The sequence below is a fragment of the Kribbella sp. CA-294648 genome (assembly GCF_050943845.1).
GTDB lineage: Bacteria > Actinomycetota > Actinomycetes > Propionibacteriales > Kribbellaceae > Kribbella.
In genome coordinates, this window is record NZ_CP191981.1 from 1,572,630 (window position 1) to 1,588,190 (window position 15,561).

The following is a 15,561-nucleotide window of genomic DNA, read 5'->3' on the forward strand; positions in this document are numbered from 1 at the left end:
ACCCGTGAACCGTTGCAGCTGAGCTGAGAGGGACAGGATGTCGTCGAAGGATTTTGCCGATCGGCTCAGGAGCCGGCAGGTCGCGCTCGGGTACTGGGTGATGCTGGACGCGCCCGCGGCGACCGAGCGGATCGCGCTGACGGGCTACGACTACGTCGTACTGGACGGACAGCACGGATTGATCGACTCTCGCGGCCTGCTGGACGGCCTGATCGCGATCGATGCCGCTGGCAACGGTACGGCGGGGTTGGTGCGCGTCGAGGCGAACAACCCGACGCCGATCGGGCGGGCCCTGGATGCCGGTGCGGCCGGCGTGATCGTGCCGCTGGTCGACACGGCTGAGGACGCGTTGCGGGCGGTGGAGGCAGCGCGGTACCCACCGAACGGCGTACGGTCCTATGGGCCGGCTCGGTCGGGTTTGCGGATCGGTCCGGTGCCGGCGGAGGCCGACGCGGCGACCGTCGTACTGGCGATGATCGAGACTCGGCAGGGGCTGGAGAATGTCGCCGGGATCTGCGCGACGCCTGGGCTGGACGGGATCTACGTGGGTCCGTCTGATCTGCGGCTGGCTGTCGGCGGCAAGTATCCGGGCGATCCGGACGTGGCCGAGACGTTCGATGCCGCCGTGGAGCTGATCGCCCGTACCGCGGCTGCGGCGGGTGTTGCCGCGGGCATCCATACGCACAGCGGTACGGAGGCGCGGCAACGATTGAGTGAGGGGTTCACCTTCGCCACGGTGTCATCGGATCTCGATCACCTGCAGGCGGCCGCGGCCATGCACCTCGCCGCCGCTCGCGACTGAGCCGCAACTCAACCTCAGAGCACTCCGGCAAAGGGGTCGTCCAGGGACTGCCAGTCGAGGCCGGCCAGCTCGGATTCCGTCAGCAGGCAGGCGTCGAGGACGGCTTGCAGGCGAGCCGGATCCAGGCCGACACCGGTCGCGACGACGGTGCACTCGGCGAGGTGTTCGGTGTCGGCCCATTCGCCGAGCGTGCCGAGCGATGCGCTGTAGCCGGCCGATTCCCAGCGCACCCGCTGGGTCGGCCGGTTGGCGAGCCAGACGATGCCCCGGCTGCGAACGACACCGTCGACGATGTCCTCCAAAGCCTCGTTGAGACGCGCGGGATGCAGCGGACGGCTCGACCGCCACAGCACCGTGGTGACGCCATCGCCGCTCGGCTGCAGACGCGATGCCGACGCCAACTCGCCCGCCCATGCCTCCGCCGCGTCGAAATCGAACCGCCCGAGGTGCGCGACAGGCTCAGCCGGTACTCCGGCGGGGTCGGCGGCGACGACCGTCGTACGCGGGTTCAGGTGCTGGAGAAGGTGGTGCAACCGCTCCGGCGCCTTACTGCGATGAGCGTTCGCCAGCACGCAGACGTCGGCGTACTCGATCTGCCGTGCGGTCAACTCGGCCACGTTGCGCCGGTCGGGCAGTCCGAGGGCAAGACCGCGCTCTTCCAGCAGTTCGTCACCGGACAGTTGCTCGACCAGCAGCACGGCGTCGACCACGCACGTCACCGTGTCGACCCGCACCTCGGGCATGGTGGCGACCAGAGCACTGGCCAGCGACCGCGCCTCCATCGCCGGCGGAGCAGCCAGTACGACGTGGCGCCAGTGACCGCGCGCTGTCAGGGTCTCCAAGAGCGGCAGGAGCGACTCGATCAGCTGGCAGGCGCCGCAGTCGTCGTCGACGGTGAACTCACCGGAGTCGATCGGACCGCCCTGGTCGAACACCCGCCAGGTCAGCACCCCACGCTGCCGCAGCTCGTCCTGCTCCACCACGACGGCCACGGTGGTGGCGTCGACCATGGTGGCCAGGACGGGTTCGCGCAGCGTGGTGGAAAGCCCGGTCAACAGGGTCAACGGCGTGGTGCGAGGGGCGGCCATGGCCCGAGTATATGAAAATCGTTTTCATCAGTCCAGTGCCGGGGTGCGGCCGGCGCCGGGGCCGGCGGGGTGGTGGGAACGCAACCTTTGGCGGATCGGGCGCATCGGGTAGGTATGACAAAAAACTGTGAAAGTGAGCGATGACGGCTGCTGCCGTTCTGCCGGACGGGTTCCGTGTCCGCGCTCCCGAGACGACCGATGCCGAAGGGATCTTTGATCTCATCTCGGCCTACAACACGACAGTGGTCGGGTTCGCCGACTGTACGCTGGACGAGGTCGCGGAGAAGATCGTCGAGCCCGGGTTCGGGCGGAGTACGGACGGCTTCCTGGTGCTCGGTCGCGACGATGCCCCGGTCGGCTATGGGACCGCGTTCGCGAAGGGGAAGCACGCCTTCGTCGAGATCGAGGTGACGTCGCCGGAGCCGTCGGTGGCGGCCTGGCTCTACGAGCGGACGATGCGGCGCGCGACGGCGATGGGGCGGGCCGAGGGCCACGCCGAGATCACCGTGGACGTGTGGGTCCACCACGACGACGAGCCGCTGCGGGCATTGCTGTCCGGGAACGAGTTCGCCCTCGGTACGACGTACTTCCGGATGCGGATCGACCACGCCGGACCGGTCGCCGCTCCGGCGTTGCCCGCGGGGTTGACGATTCGCCGTGGTGCCTTCGACGACGCGAGTCGCTGGACGGCTCACGAGGTCATCCTGGCCGCGTTTCACGGCCAGTTCGGCTTCGTGCCCCGCCCGCACGACGAGTGGGTGCAGGCTCTCGAGGCCAAGTCGACCTTCGCCTGGTCCCAGCTCACCCTGCTGGAGATCGAGGGCCGGGCGGTGGCGTTCCGCACCTGCGGCGACGAGTTCATCGAGGGCGACAACTGTGGTCACCTCGCCGGGCTCGGCGTCGTCGAGGAGTTCCGTGGCCGTGGGTTGGCGACCTTCCTGCTCCGCGACTCCTTCGCTCTCGACGCGGCGGCCGGGCGGGCGGGGACGATCCTGCACGTCGACACGAACAACCCGTCAAAGGCGCTGAGGCTCTACGAGTCCGTCGGGATGGCTCCGACCCTGGTGATGGACGGTCTGCGCCGCACGCTCAGTACCAGTTAACTGTTAAAGGTGTGATGCCTTCCGCGGGTGGACCTCCGTCATTAGGGTGCGAACCATGCCGGAGCCACTGCAGGCGGACAGCGAGTTCGCTCGGGTTCTTCGCGCGGCCATCCAGGCCCGTGGACTGGGACTCGAGCGGATTCGCGATCGGCTGCGGGTGCAGGGAATCTCGGTGAGTCTGGCCACCCTCAGCTATTGGCAGTCCGGGCGGTCCCGTCCGGAGCGTCGGGATTCGCTGGCCGCGGTTCAGTTGCTGGAGACCGTCCTCGACCTACCGGCCGGGACGCTGATGGACTCGCTGGGTCCACCGCGCAGGCGGGGACGGTGGTTGAGCACGGTGCCCGATCCGCCGGAGGTGGCGGCGTTCTGGCCGCGACCCGACGCGGTCGAGGACGCGGTCAGCGAGGTCGACATCAGGTGGGACGAGCGGTTGACCAGGATCAGTCAGCACGACCGCGTGTACGTCGGCCCCGACGGCGGCGAGCGGTCCTACCACTCACGCCAGGTACTGCGCGCCGAGGCGGACGGGCCGGACCGCTGGGTGGTGATCATGCACGTGGACGAGCACGACCGCGTGTTGCCCGAGATCCGCCCGCTGCGGCACTGCCGGCTCGGTCGCACCGTACTGCGTCCCGCGGACGGCCTGCTGGTCGCGGAATTGCTGTTCGACCGGCCGTTGCGCAAAGGCGAGACGGTGATCACCGAGCACGAACTGGTGAATTCCGCGCCGTATCCGCCGGCCACGAACTACGAGCGGAAATTCCGGTTGCCGGTCCGCGAGTTCGTGCTGGAGATCTGTTTCGATCCGGATCGGCTCCCGGTCGGCTGCGAGCGTTATTCCCGGCTGGACGAGGCCGACGAGCTCGCCGTCCAGGTGGAACCGCAGGCATCGGTGCACGGTGTCGCGCTGAACTTCGGGCCCGGCCGCTACGGCTTCCGCTGGAACTGGCCGGCCAAGTGAAGTGTTAAGGCTGAAGCCTTAATTGTGAAAACAGTCGGCGCATATCGGCGTCGTGAGTTCGTTCCTAGGGTCGCCCCAACCCCTCGATGTGCGAATTCAAGGAGAACACCGATGAAAAGGCGCAGAATGACGGTCGGCGGAGCCGCGGTGATCGCCGCGGTCGCGGCCCTGGTCATCGTCGGCGGCCCGGCGAGTGCGGACCAGCAGCAGTCACGCGGTGCAGAGCAGGCCAATGGCAACAAGCCGCTGGACCAACAAGCAGTGCTGCATCAGTTGTCCGGCAAGTTGCCGAAGTCCCCCAATCAGGCCGGCCGTTGGATTGCCGACGGCAAGCTGATGGTTGCGGTGATCAACGAGCAGGAGGCCGCCAGGGTGCGGCAGGCGGGCGCAACACCGAAGCTCGTCACGCGCAGCCAGGCCCAGTTGGAGGAGCTGCTGGCCAAGGTCGACAAGATCACCCGGGCCGACCGCGGGAAAGGCTTGCAGAGCTGGGGAATCGACCCGGTCAGCAACAAGGTGGTGGTGAAGGCGCGCGGCGCGTACGGCGCGCTGCGCGGGCTCGGCGACGGAGTACAGGTCGTCCAGGTCGCGACGAACTTCCGGCAGCAAGCCGGTGAGGTTAACCCGGGAGATCCGTGGTGGCCGGGGAGTGAGAGCAACTGCTCGGTCGGCTTCCCGGCGACGGATGCCCAAGGCAACAAGCACTTCCTGACCGCCGGCCACTGCGCCAACGACGCGAACCAGGCGGCGTACGGGGCCAGTGGTCAGAGCAACAAGCTCGGTACGTCGAACGTCGGTGGCAGCCGCAGCGTCAACGCCCGCGAAGGCGACATGGGCGTGGTGGCGGTGACCGAGAGCGGCTGGACGATCTCTCCGAACGTCAACACCTGGGGGCAGCCGGCCGTCAAGGTCAGTGGTTCGGCCGAGGCGATCGTCGGCGACACCGTCTGCCACTCCGGCAACACCGCGCCGAACTTCGAATGCGGCAAGGTCCGGACGGTGAACCAGTCGATCGACTACGGCAACGTGGTGATCGACGGCCTGACCACGACCGACGCCTGCTCCCAGGGCGGCGACTCGGGTGGCGCCTGGTTGCGCGGCGACAAGGCGATCGGCCTGCACTCGGGCGGCAACAGCAACTGTGTGGCGAACGACGACAACTCCATCTTCCAGCCGGTCAACGAGGCCCTCACCAAGTGGAACCTCACTCTGTTGACCGGCACCCCAAGTGACGACACGGAAGCACCGAGCACGCCGGGCAACCCGCGAGCCACCGGTACGACGTCCAGCAGCGTCTCGCTGGCTTGGGACGCTGCCACCGACAACGTCGGAGTCACCGGGTACGACGTCTACAACGGCAGCACGCTGGCCACCACGGTCGCCGGTACGACGGCCACCGTGTCCGGGCTCACCCCGGACACCGGCTACTCCTTCACCATCCAGGGGAAAGATGCCACAGGCAACAAGTCGGCGGCGAGTCCGGCCGTGACGGCTCGGACCCAGCCGGGTGATCCGGGTGGCGGCCGGACGTTTGCCAACGGCACCGACTATCCGATCCGCGACTTCCAGACCACGGTCAGCCCGATCCGCTCGACCGCGACCGGCCGGGCCGCGAGTCCGTTCAAGGTGACCGTGGAAGGCAACCACAGCTGCCTCGAGGACCTGAACATCAGCGTGGTTTCCCCGAGCGGCCGCTGGTATTACCTGCAGCGGTACGGCGGCAGCACCTGTCACCCGCTGCCGGCCAGCAAGACCTACACGGTGACGCCGGTCGGCACCGAGAACGCCGCCGGCACCTGGAACCTCCGCATCGGCGACAACGGCCCCGGCGACAGCGGGACCCTCACCAACTGGTCGATCACCCTCTGATCAGGGCTCCGGCCGGCCTGGGGACAGCCGGCCGGACCCCCCGGAAATTCCCGGCGGCGGTCTGGTCCGGTCTGATAGGGAGGGGGTATGACGATCGAGATCGGGCGGTTCGACGGTGAGTGGGACGAGTTGCGGCAGGTCATCGACCTGGCCTTCTCGGCGCCCTGGAGCGACGCTCAACTGGAGACGGAGGCCCGGGTCTGGGAACGCGACCGCTCCGTCGCGGCGACCGACGGGAAGGACGTCGTCGGGCACACCGGAGCCTTCGGGTTCGAGTTGACGGTGCCAGGCGGTCAGGTGCGGGCGGCGGGCGTGACGATGGTCGGCGTCCTGTCGACCCATCGCCGTCGCGGCATCCTCCGCGACCTGATGCGCCGCCAGCTGACCGACCTGTACGAGGCAGGGGAGCCGCTGGCCGTGCTGACCGCCAGCGAGCCGGTGATCTACGGCCGCTTCGGGTACGGGCTGGCCTCCGACCACCAGGAGGTGACCATCAAGCGCACCTCCCGCGAGCTGCGCAAGGTCGCCGGGGTCGAGGACGTCCGGCTCCGGTTCGCCGATCCGCAGGAGTCGCTGGCGCAGACCAGTGCGTTCCACAACGCCGAGGCGAAGACCCGGCCGGGCATGTTCCAGCACGACGAGAACTTCCAGTACTACGTCACCCACGACAACGTGACGGCCCGGCTCCAGGGTGCTTCGCCGGTCCGGTGTGTGCTGGCCGAGCGGGACGGTGAGCTGGTCGGCTACACCCACTACCGCACCCGGCGTACCGACAAGGGTTTTGTCGACGTGGTCCGGGTGCACTCGGCCGACGTGGCCGCCCATGTCGCGCTCTGGCAGTTCCTGCTCGACCCCGACCTGCTGGGCGAGACGAGGTACGAGCACCTGCCGTCCGACGACCCGCTGCTGATGCTGCTGGTCGACCCACGCGCGGCGAACGCGACAACGCTGGACGGGCTCTGGGGCCGGGTGGCGGATGTCGGCAAGGCGCTGGCCGCGCGCACGTACGCCGAGGAGCTCGACGTCGTCCTGGGTGTCGAGGACGACTTCCTGCCCTGGAACGCCGGCTCCTGGCACCTGGCGGGTGGCCCGGGCGGCGCTACCTGCGAGAAGACCGACCGGAGCCCGGATCTGGTGCTCGGCGTACGCGAGCTCGGTACGGCGTACCTGGGCCGGCCGTCGCTCGGTCTGCTGGGCGCGGCGGGCCTGGTGGAGGAGCGGACCGAGGGCGCGCTGGCCGTGGCCTCGCGGGCATTTCTGTCACCGCGGCTGCCTTGGCTGGACACCGGATTCTGACCTGGTAAGGCCTTACACCGAGCTAGTCTTCCCGAATGCAGCCGAGCCGTCGTAGCGCGTGGGCGGTGGCGATCGTCCTGATGCTGGGAGTCGCGACGGTCGCGCTCGTCGTGCTGGCGTCTGCGGGTGGCAGCGTCCGGCCGTACAGCGAGAGCACTGCTTCGTCCTCGCCCAAGCCCCTCCCGACCCAGACGGCAGCCCAGGTGACGCCGCCGCAGCAGTCGCCGGGCGGCAGGAAAGAGCCGAAGGCGACCGAGATGCCTGCTTGGGTCAAGGCGGTCTGGCAGGCGGTGATCTACCTCATCGGGGCGGTGATCCTGCTGTTCCTGGCCTGGGCGCTCTACCGGATGCTCAGGCAGGTCGAGCTTCCGGTGGTGGAGCGCTCGGACACCGACTGGGAGCGGGTGAAGGTCGACCGGCTCGCGGACGCGGTCGAGTCGGGCCTGGCCGCCGTCGACTCCGGTACTGCGACCGACGGCGTGATCGCCTGCTGGGTGGCGCTCGAACGCGCGGCTGCCTCGGCAGGAGTGGGTCGGCAGGAGTCCGAGACGCCGGCCGAGTTCACTGTCCGGGTGCTCGGCGTGGGCGGCGTCTCCGAGCCCGAGCTGCTCCGGCTCGCCCAGCTCTACCGTGAGGCACGGTACTCGACCCACGGCTCGAGCGAGGAGGCCCGTGCGCAGGCACGCGCCGCCCTCGTCCGGCTCCGTGACGAGCTGGCGGCCGCGATCGCGCGCCGAACCCCGGCCGCGCCGGCGGCATCGGCCGGATCGACTGCATCGGCAGGACCGACCGCCTCGGCAGGGCCGGACGCCTCGGATGGTGGGACGGACCGATGAGGCAGCGGCTCGGGTCGGCCAACAAGCTGGTGCTGCAGCACGTGCTGCTCGCAGCGGCCGGCAGCCTCGTGCTGATCGTGGCTTTCGGGATCGCCGGGACGCAGCCGCGGCCGCTCTGGTTCGTCGCGATGGCCCTGGCGATCGGCTTCGGCTCGGCTGCCCTGCGGCTTGTCGTACCGCAGGTACTGGAGACCACCTGGCCCGCCCGGTACGACGAGAGGCTGGCGGCCCGGCGCGGCCGCAACAGTGAAAACCGGACTCAGTTCCTGGCGACCTGGGTGCAGGAGTCGAACCGGGAGCGCAGGGCCGGCGAGGGGTCGATGACGTTCGCCCGCCGGATCCAGCCGTTGCTGCTGGAGCTGACCGTCGACCGGCTGGTGCACCGGCACGGCATCGATCCGCAGCTGGAACCTGAGCGGGCTCGCGCGGTGGTGGGCGACCACCTGTGGGACCTGATCACCAGCACCGAGGCACGGACCGCGACGCTCGCGGAGATCGAAGTGGCCGTCCAGACCATCGAGAAGCTGTGAGGAACCCGTGACTGATGAGCTGAGCCTCGGCGAGGTGTCCGCGTTGAGCCGGAAGGTGCTGGACCGGGTCGGCGAGGCAGTGGTCGGCAAGGGCGACGCGCTCGAGCTGGTGCTGGCCGGCATCCTGGCCGGCGGGCACGTGCTGCTGGAGGACTACCCGGGACTGGCCAAGACGCTGGCGGCGCGGTCGTTCGCGCAGGCGCTCGGGCTGGAGTTCCGCCGGGTGCAGTTCACTCCGGACCTGCTGCCCTCCGACGTCACCGGCGCCTTCGTCTACGACCAGCGGGACTCGCAGTTCGTGTTCCGGCCCGGCCCGATCTTCACCGGCCTGTTGCTGGCCGACGAGATCAACAGGACGCCGCCCAAGACGCAGGCCGCGCTGCTGGAGTCGATGCAGGAACACCAGGTCACCGTCGAGGGCGAGACCTTCCCACTGCCGGTGCCGTTCCACGTGCTCGCGACGGCCAACCCGGTCGAGTACGAGGGCACCTACCCGCTGCCGGAGGCCCAGCTCGACCGGTTCATGCTCCGGATCGGTTTCGGCTACCCGAGCGCTGCCGAGGAGTGGGAGGTCCTGCAACGCCGCATGAGTCGCCGCTCGGAGGACCAGAAGGTCGAGGCCGTCACTGACGCGGCCGGCCTGCTCGCGGCGCAACAGGCGATCGAGCGAGTCACCGTCGACGACACGGTCGGCCGGTACTGCGTGGAGCTCGCTGCTGCGACTCGCCGCGACTCCCAGGTGCTCGTCGGCGCCTCGCCTCGTGGCTCGCTGGCCCTGTTGCTCACGGCTCGCTCGTACGCCGTCATCCAGGGGCGCGACTACGTAGTACCGGAGGATGTGAAGGCGGTTGCCACTGCGGCGCTGGCTCACCGGATCACTGTGCGGCCTGAGCTGTGGCTGCATGAGGTGACTGGAGCCACTGTCGTTCGTACTGTGCTGGGATCGGTGCCTGCGCCGCCTACTGTCGCGGACACCCGGCAGTGACTTGGGGGCCGACACACGCGCAGGTCAGGGCGCTCGCTGTGGCTGCTCTCCTGCTGCTGATCGCTGTGCTGGGCCGCCGGCCGGACATGGCAGTGCTCGGCCTTCCACTGGCCTTCCTCGCCGCCTGGGGGCGCTACTTCCGGCCGCGCGAGAAGCCAGTGCTCCGGACCGAGTTGGACGCGGACGTGCTGTTCGAGGGACAGGCCACGACGTACCGGCTGAAGGTTGCGGAGGGGCTGGACCCTGACATCGACCTGGTCGTCATGGCCTTGGTGCGGTCGCCGTGGTTCCGCTACGACCCGCCGCAAGCTGCCGTGGCCGAGCCGGTCGCAGAGGGCGCGGTGACTGTCGAGGTGGGCGTGCGCTCCGAGCGTTGGGGCCTGCGGGAGCTACAGCACCCGCATGTCATCGCTACGTCCGTGCTGGGTGCCTACCGGGTTCAGGTGACATCTCCTGCCGCTGTGCCGGTCAAAACGTTGCCATTGCGCGCCGGGTTCGAGGCAGTGGACGCAGTACCGCGTCCTGCTGGGCTGGTCGGGCTGCACCGGTCCAGGCGGCCTGGTGAGGGTACTGAGCTGGCAGGGGTCAGACCGTTCCGTACTGGAGACCGGTTGCGCCGCATCAACTGGAAGGTGTCGGCCCGGACGCGTGAGCTGCACGTCACTTCGACCTGGTCCGACCGGGACACCGAGGTCGTCATCCTGCTCGACTCCGGCACGGAGGTCGGTATCAGCGAAGGCATCGACGGCAGGTCGAGCAGCCTGGACACAGCCGTCCGCGCAGCAGCCTCCATTGCCGAGCACTACCTCCGGCACGGCGACCGAGTCAGACTGATCGACACCGGTACTACGGTCGGCGGTGTCCGCGCCGGGAGCGGCCGGGCCCACCTGCGACGCATCCTCGACGTACTGGTGCACGCGGATCGCGGGGGACGCCAGCACGACGAGAACCAACTGGCCCGGCGGCACCGGATCCGCTCGGACAGCCTGGTGATCGTTCTCAGCCCGCTGCTGCGCAAGGCGATGCTGGGTTACATCGTCACGCTGGTCCACTCGGGCTGCACGGTGATCGCGGTCGACACTCTGCCACCGGACGCCGGCGAAGTGATCGACGTCGAACACCACGACGCGAAGGCCTGGCCGCTGGCCTGGCGGCTCCGCCTGCTCGAGCGGCGCGCGGAGCTCGACCGGCTGGGCGACCTCGGCGTACCGACGGTCGGCTGGCGGGGCGCCGGGACGCTGGACGAGGTACTGCGGGACGCGGCGCGGGTGGCCTCGGCGCCGAGGATGCGGTCATGAGTTCGGCGGTCAAGATCAGCCAGTGGCTGGCACAGCTCCGGGCGACCGATCGGGCCACCTGGCTCGCTCGCTCGGCGATCGCGCTGGCCGGTGTGGCGGCACTCGTGCTGCCCGGCCTGCAGTCGTGGGACCAGATGGATGCGGTCTCGGTAGTGGGATCGGTCCTGCTGGTCGGCTGCGTGGTGTTGCCGGACTCCCTGGCAGCACTGATGTTCCTGCTGGTCATCTGTCTGGGCTGGTTGCTACGAGCCCCCAATGAGTTGAGCTGGGCGCTGGTCGTCACCGGGATCGCCTTGCTGACAGTGCATCTGGCCTCCGCCTTCGCCGGCCAGATCCCGTCGTACGCGACAGTGCATCGGCAGGCCCTGCGGAAGTGGTTGCTGCCAGCAAGCATCGCGCTGCTGCTCGGCCCGGTCGTCGCGATCACGGCCGGCCTGATCCGCGGCGCCGGCGTACCGGGCTCCCTGCTCGTCACCGTGCTCGCGCTCGCGACCGCGACCGCAGCGATCTGGTTCGCCTCCGGCCAGTCGATCGGGGAGTCCGACAGCTAGTCCTTGGTGCTGAGGCTGGTGAGGAGTTCGGTGGCCCAGGTGCAGGAGACCGGGTTGGGGCCGGTCACCTGCATCGCGGCCATCACGGTGAGCAGCATGCCGTTGGCCATGAAGTGGGTGACCTCTTCCGGCGTCGCGCCGCTGAGCTCGCCGACGATCCGGTGGATCCGGCCGAAGCGCTCCCGGACGGTGTCGCCGATCGCGGGATCGTTGCTGGCCGCGAAACCGTGCAACAGGACCACCAGCAGCTCGCGCTCCGGGATCAGTTCGTTGTAGGACTCGCCCAGGCTGGCCAGTGAGCCTTCCCGGGCACCGGCCCGCCGGAAGGTCTCCTCGATCCGGTCGCAGACCCGGTTGGTGGCGGCGAGGAAGAGTTGCTGCTTGGTGCCGAACAGCCGGATCACGTACGGCTGAGACACCCCGGCCAGGCGGGCGATCTCGTCGGTCTTCGTCCCGGCGTACCCGTTGGCGCCGAACGCCACCACCGCCGCCTGCAGGACCTCTTCACTGCGCTCGGCCGCGGTCAGCCTGGTCTTGGTCATCGTTCCCTCTCCTCGGTCGATTGACATGTTATCAGTCAATGCATACCTTGATCTCAGTGTAAGTTATCAGTCGATAACAACAAGGAGCCGCAATGAGTACGACCGCCCTCGAACCCGCCGGCCGGGCACCCGGCAACACCCCTGCCGACGAGCCCGCAGTACGGCGCTCGCTGGGCCTCGTGCTCGCGGTGGTGGGCATCCCGGTGTTCATGGTGACGCTGGACAACCTGGTGGTGACGAACGCGCTGCCGGTGATCAAGGCCGAGCTGGGTGCCTCGCTGACCGACCTGCAGTGGTTCATCAACGCCTACACGCTCTCCTTCGCAGCCCTGCTGCTGACCGCCTCGGCGATCGGCGACCGGCTCGGCCGGCGGCGGATCTTCCTGGCCGGCATCGCGCTGTTCACCGTCGCCTCGGCGGCCTGTGCGCTGGCCACCGAGCCGTGGATGCTGATCGGTGCCCGCGCGATCCAGGGCGTCGGCGCCGCCGCGGTGATGCCGTTGTCGCTCACGCTGCTCGCGGCGGCAGTACCGGCTCGTCAGCGCAGTGCCGCGATCGGCATCTGGGGCGGCATCTCCGGCCTCGGCGTCGCGGTCGGGCCGGTCGTCGGCGGTGCGGTGGTCGACGGCATCAACTGGCAGTGGATCTTCTGGCTGAACGTGCCGATCGGCCTGATCGCGATCCCGCTCGCGGCCCGGGTGCTGACCGAGTCCCGCGGTGGCGCCCACAAGCTCGACCTGCTCGGCCTGGTGCTGTCCGCGAGCAGCGTGCTCGCCATCGTCTGGGGCGTGGTGCACGGTGCCGACGACGGCTGGACCTCGGCGCGGATCCTGACCGCCCTGATCGGTGGCGCCGCACTGCTGGTCGCCTTCGTCGCCTGGGAACACCGGGCGCCCGCTCCGATGCTGCCGCTGAGGTTGTTCCGGACCAGGGCCTTCAGCGTCGTCAACTTCACCGCCTTCACCTTCTCCGTCGGCGTTTTCGGGTCGGTCTTCCTGCTGGCGCAGTTCTTCCAGGTCGTCCAGGGCTACACGCCGCTGCAGTCGGGCCTGCGCACACTGCCCTGGACGCTGGCGCCGATGGTGATCGCCCCGCTGGCCGGCCTGGTCCTCGATCGCGTCGGCGCCAGGGCTCTGATCGCCACCGGCCAGGTCCTCCTGGCCACGGCACTGGGCTGGATCGCGCTGATCACCACCGTCGACGTCGGCTACCCCTCGTACGTCGCTCCGTTCGTGCTCGCCGGAGTGGGGATGGGGCTCACCCTCGCCCCTTCGGCCAGCATCGTGATGGCGAGCTTCTCCGACGCCGACCGGGGCGTCGCGTCGGGCACGAACAGCACGATTCGCGAGGTGGGCGTGGCGATGGGGGTCGCAGTACTGGCCTCCGTCTTCGCCTCCGCCGGCTCCTACGCCAGCCCCACCGAGTACGTCGACGGCCTGGTGCCGGCCGTGTGGGTAGGCGCCGCAATCGTCGCAGTCGGCGCAGTACTCGCCCTGCTCCTGCCGGGACGCCGCCGCTGATCAACTAATGGCCGGGACAAATGGTCCGTCCCGGCGATTAGTCTGTCGCCGTGCTTGACGCAGACGACGTACGCAGGATCGCGCTGTCCTTCCCCGGCGTGGTGGAGAAGGAGCGCTGGGGTCATCCGACCTTCGACGTCGCGGGCCGGATGTTCCTCACCGTCCCCGACGACCAGACCTCGTTCGCCGTCCGCTGCCCGCGGCTCGAACGCACCGAACTCATCGCCGCCGAGCCGGAGAAGTTCTGGGTCCCACCCCACGAAGCCGGCTCCAGCTGGGTCCGCGCCCGCCTGGCCGCCCTGGAAGACGCCGCCGAACTCCGCGACATCCTGCTCGACTCCTGGCGCCAGACGGCCCCCGAATCGGTCGCCGAAGAGCTCACTTAGTGTCCGGTGCCCGCTGGTGGGCACTGGAGTGGCATGGCGAAGTACGAGGTCAATGAGCAGGCGGTGGAGTACGCGAAGCGGCTGATCGAGGGCCGGCAGTACGTGCTGGACAGCGACTGGGGTGCGGTCCAGCCAGGGGCCGAGGCGCAGAACAAGTTCCTCGAGTCGCACTCGTGGGAGGAGTACGGGCAGTGGCATCTCGGGCTGACCGTCGGGGCCAATGACGAGACGAAGGCCCGCCACGCCTTCGTGTACGGCGACCTGCGCCGGCTGCATCGCACCGGGCTGATCGCCTGCGTCTACCGGGCCTCTGAGTGGCGGCACAAGAAGATCGAGCTCGCCGCCCACGACCTGCTGCAACTCCTGGACGCCAAGACGAGCTGAGGCCGACAGGGTCGGTGCGCTGCTGCTGCGTATTCCTGTGCCGCAGCAGCAGCGCACCTCGCCTCAGTGCCCTGGGAGCACTGGTTTTATCGGGGCACTGTACCGGTTGCCCGGATCCTCAGCTGACGTTGCGCGGCGAGGCCGCGAAGGTATTGCAGCTGGCCGGGTCGGCGGTGACGAACGAGCGCCCCATGAAGTACGCCTGACTCGCCTTGCTGCCGTGGGTGCTCTGCTCCGGCTTGCCACCGGCGGTGACGACCCACTTGTTCCAGACCTGCAGCATCAGCCCGTTGATCGGGTAGCTGCGCTTGTTGGCCCCCAGGAAGACGCCGGCCAGACAGTTCGCCTGCAGCTCGACCCGCCGGGTCTGCCGCAACCGGGAGTCGGAGTCGGGCAGCTCGTACCTGACCCGGTGCGACGCTTCGAGGATGCCGGTCACCGACTGCATGGCGTGCCCGTACTCGTGGGCGATCGACCGGGAGTACCACATCCGTGCGTACGCCTTGTCCTCCGCGCCGGGGTACTCGTTGTACGCCTTCACGAAGTTGTCGACCTTCATGTACATCATGTGGTTCGGGGGGCAGTAGAACGGCACGCTGACGGCGCTGGCGCCGCACGGGTTGCTGACACTGGTGCCGGACCAGAAGAGCATCCCCGGCGGCCTGAACCGGTAGCCGGTCAATGCGATCTGGCGGGCCCACGAGCGCTCCAGGCAGGGCTTGACCTCGGCCCAGTACCGGGCGGCGTTGCTGGCCGTGCTCGGCTTGACGGTCGGTTCCTTGCAGTTCACCGTGCGCATCGGGCCGGTCGTGTAGAGCTTGTTCTTGGCCAGGGTGACGAGGTCTGCCGCCCCGGACGGCTCCGAGGTCGTCGTGCTGGTCGGCTCCGTCGTGGTGGGCTGCTCCGTGGCCGTCGGCTCTCCGGTCGGCTCCGGTGATTCGGTCGGCACGGTGGGCGTGGAGCGGTAGCTCGGCTCGGTCGTCGTCGGCTGGGTGTAGTTGTTGTCGGCGTTCTTCTTGATCACGCCGAAGATCCACAACCCGACCACCAGCGCTCCGACGATGCCCAGCACCGCGAAGAGCGGTGCCTTGGACTTCTTCCGCGACGGCAACTGCTGCTGCCAGCCCGGCTGGAAGCCCGGCCCCTGGAAGCCCTGAGGCGGGTAGCCCTGCCCAGGTGGGTAGCCACCCTGCGGCGGGTAGCCCTGGCCGGGCGGCGCGAACTGCGGTCCCCAGCCGAAGCTCTGCCCCTGCTGCGGCGCCACCGACGGCGGCCCGTACTGGTACGGCGGCTGGCCGGGCTGCTGGTACTGCGGCTGCTGCTGGTTCGGCGGGTAGGGCCCGCCTGGCTGCTGACCGTATGGCGGCTGCGTCAACCCCGTGTCCCTTTCACTGACGTCAGCGTCGTTCC

General features: G+C 69.1%; 16 protein-coding genes. 13 read left to right on the forward strand and 3 right to left on the reverse strand.

Going from position 1 to position 15,561, the window contains the following annotated elements; genetic code table 11:
- The first annotated feature begins 37 nt into the window (after positions 1–37).
- Complete coding sequence (locus ACQPYM_RS07660; protein WP_433017005.1) at positions 38–802, forward strand: HpcH/HpaI aldolase family protein; 765 nt, start codon at positions 38–40, stop codon at positions 800–802.
- 14 nt (positions 803–816) lie between these two features.
- Here ACQPYM_RS07660 and ACQPYM_RS07665 read toward each other — a convergent pair whose 3' ends face one another.
- Positions 817–1,890 (reverse strand): CobW family GTP-binding protein, encoded by a 1,074-nt coding sequence (locus ACQPYM_RS07665; protein ID WP_433017008.1) that lies wholly within the window; start codon positions 1,888–1,890, stop codon positions 817–819.
- Between the two features lie 140 nt (positions 1,891–2,030).
- On the opposite strand from ACQPYM_RS07665, the gene ACQPYM_RS07670 reads away from it, so the two are divergent.
- The 9 genes from ACQPYM_RS07670 (at position 2,031) to ACQPYM_RS07710 (ending at position 11,319) form a co-directional block, all read left to right on the forward strand.
- Positions 2,031–2,993, forward strand: a complete 963-nt coding sequence (locus ACQPYM_RS07670) for a GNAT family N-acetyltransferase (RefSeq protein WP_433017011.1) — start codon at positions 2,031–2,033, stop codon at positions 2,991–2,993.
- Positions 2,994–3,048: 55 nt separating this feature from the next.
- Positions 3,049–3,954: an XRE family transcriptional regulator gene (locus ACQPYM_RS07675; protein ID WP_433017014.1), complete on the forward strand. Its 906-nt coding sequence runs from the start codon at positions 3,049–3,051 to the stop codon at positions 3,952–3,954.
- Between the two features lie 111 nt (positions 3,955–4,065).
- Positions 4,066–5,823 carry a proprotein convertase P-domain-containing protein gene (locus ACQPYM_RS07680; protein WP_433017016.1) on the forward strand — a complete coding sequence of 586 codons (1,758 nt, stop codon included), beginning with the start codon at positions 4,066–4,068 and terminating at the stop codon, positions 5,821–5,823.
- An 87-nt stretch (positions 5,824–5,910) separates the two neighbouring features.
- Positions 5,911–7,119, forward strand: coding sequence for a GNAT family N-acetyltransferase (locus ACQPYM_RS07685; RefSeq protein WP_433017019.1), 1,209 nt, complete (start codon positions 5,911–5,913; stop codon positions 7,117–7,119).
- Positions 7,120–7,154: 35 nt separating this feature from the next.
- Positions 7,155–7,955 (forward strand): DUF4129 domain-containing protein, encoded by an 801-nt coding sequence (locus ACQPYM_RS07690; RefSeq protein WP_433017022.1) that lies wholly within the window; start codon positions 7,155–7,157, stop codon positions 7,953–7,955.
- The gene (locus ACQPYM_RS07695) at positions 7,952–8,485 is read left to right on the forward strand and encodes a hypothetical protein (protein WP_433017025.1); all 534 of its coding nucleotides are present in this window, start codon (positions 7,952–7,954) and stop codon (positions 8,483–8,485) included. The genes ACQPYM_RS07690 and ACQPYM_RS07695 overlap by 4 nt, the downstream gene beginning before the upstream one ends.
- A gap of 7 nt (positions 8,486–8,492) precedes the next feature.
- The gene (locus tag ACQPYM_RS07700) at positions 8,493–9,470 is read left to right on the forward strand and encodes an AAA family ATPase (protein ID WP_433017028.1); all 978 of its coding nucleotides are present in this window, start codon (positions 8,493–8,495) and stop codon (positions 9,468–9,470) included.
- Between the two features lie 38 nt (positions 9,471–9,508).
- The gene (locus ACQPYM_RS07705; protein ID WP_433017031.1) at positions 9,509–10,768 is read left to right on the forward strand and encodes a DUF58 domain-containing protein; all 1,260 of its coding nucleotides are present in this window, start codon (positions 9,509–9,511) and stop codon (positions 10,766–10,768) included.
- Positions 10,765–11,319: a hypothetical protein gene (locus ACQPYM_RS07710; protein ID WP_433017034.1), complete on the forward strand. Its 555-nt coding sequence runs from the start codon at positions 10,765–10,767 to the stop codon at positions 11,317–11,319. Before ACQPYM_RS07705 ends, ACQPYM_RS07710 begins: the two co-directional genes overlap by 4 nt.
- Here ACQPYM_RS07710 and ACQPYM_RS07715 read toward each other — a convergent pair.
- Positions 11,316–11,861, reverse strand: a complete 546-nt coding sequence (locus ACQPYM_RS07715; protein ID WP_433017037.1) for a TetR/AcrR family transcriptional regulator — start codon at positions 11,859–11,861, stop codon at positions 11,316–11,318. The genes ACQPYM_RS07710 and ACQPYM_RS07715 overlap by 4 nt on opposite strands.
- A gap of 92 nt (positions 11,862–11,953) precedes the next feature.
- Between ACQPYM_RS07715 and ACQPYM_RS07720 the strand changes: the two genes are divergently transcribed.
- Genes ACQPYM_RS07720 through ACQPYM_RS07730 form a run of 3 tightly spaced genes read left to right on the forward strand, consistent with a single transcriptional unit; the run spans position 11,954 to position 14,151 of the window.
- Positions 11,954–13,381 carry an MFS transporter gene (locus ACQPYM_RS07720; protein WP_433017040.1) on the forward strand — a complete coding sequence of 476 codons (1,428 nt, stop codon included), beginning with the start codon at positions 11,954–11,956 and terminating at the stop codon, positions 13,379–13,381.
- Between the two features lie 50 nt (positions 13,382–13,431).
- Positions 13,432–13,767, forward strand: a complete 336-nt coding sequence (locus tag ACQPYM_RS07725) for an MmcQ/YjbR family DNA-binding protein (RefSeq protein ID WP_433017043.1) — start codon at positions 13,432–13,434, stop codon at positions 13,765–13,767.
- Between the two features lie 33 nt (positions 13,768–13,800).
- Positions 13,801–14,151 (forward strand): hypothetical protein, encoded by a 351-nt coding sequence (locus tag ACQPYM_RS07730; protein ID WP_433017046.1) that lies wholly within the window; start codon positions 13,801–13,803, stop codon positions 14,149–14,151.
- Positions 14,152–14,269: 118 nt separating this feature from the next.
- Here the strand turns inward: ACQPYM_RS07730 and ACQPYM_RS07735 are convergent, their stop codons facing one another.
- On the reverse strand, positions 14,270–15,526 hold the full coding sequence (locus tag ACQPYM_RS07735; protein WP_433017049.1) for a neutral zinc metallopeptidase: 1,257 nt from the start codon (positions 15,524–15,526) through the stop codon (positions 14,270–14,272).
- Positions 15,527–15,561: the final 35 nt, after the last annotated feature.

Excerpts from the sequence above, each read along its gene's own strand:
- ACQPYM_RS07730 (WP_433017046.1), top strand. The coding sequence starts at position 13,801 with ATGGCGAAGTACGAGGTCAATGAGCAGGCGGTGGAGTACGCGAAGCGG.
- ACQPYM_RS07685 (WP_433017019.1), top strand. The coding sequence starts at position 5,911 with ATGACGATCGAGATCGGGCGGTTCGACGGTGAGTGGGACGAGTTGCGG.
- ACQPYM_RS07720 (WP_433017040.1), top strand. The coding sequence starts at position 11,954 with ATGAGTACGACCGCCCTCGAACCCGCCGGCCGGGCACCCGGCAACACC.
- ACQPYM_RS07710 (WP_433017034.1), top strand. The coding sequence starts at position 10,765 with ATGAGTTCGGCGGTCAAGATCAGCCAGTGGCTGGCACAGCTCCGGGCG.
- ACQPYM_RS07690 (WP_433017022.1), top strand. The coding sequence starts at position 7,155 with ATGCAGCCGAGCCGTCGTAGCGCGTGGGCGGTGGCGATCGTCCTGATG.
- ACQPYM_RS07670 (WP_433017011.1), top strand. The coding sequence starts at position 2,031 with ATGACGGCTGCTGCCGTTCTGCCGGACGGGTTCCGTGTCCGCGCTCCC.
- ACQPYM_RS07660 (WP_433017005.1), top strand. The coding sequence starts at position 38 with ATGTCGTCGAAGGATTTTGCCGATCGGCTCAGGAGCCGGCAGGTCGCG.
- ACQPYM_RS07715 (WP_433017037.1), bottom strand. The coding sequence starts at position 11,861 with ATGACCAAGACCAGGCTGACCGCGGCCGAGCGCAGTGAAGAGGTCCTG.
- ACQPYM_RS07695 (WP_433017025.1), top strand. The coding sequence starts at position 7,952 with ATGAGGCAGCGGCTCGGGTCGGCCAACAAGCTGGTGCTGCAGCACGTG.
- ACQPYM_RS07675 (WP_433017014.1), top strand. The coding sequence starts at position 3,049 with ATGCCGGAGCCACTGCAGGCGGACAGCGAGTTCGCTCGGGTTCTTCGC.
- ACQPYM_RS07680 (WP_433017016.1), top strand. The coding sequence starts at position 4,066 with ATGAAAAGGCGCAGAATGACGGTCGGCGGAGCCGCGGTGATCGCCGCG.
- ACQPYM_RS07665 (WP_433017008.1), bottom strand. The coding sequence starts at position 1,890 with ATGGCCGCCCCTCGCACCACGCCGTTGACCCTGTTGACCGGGCTTTCC.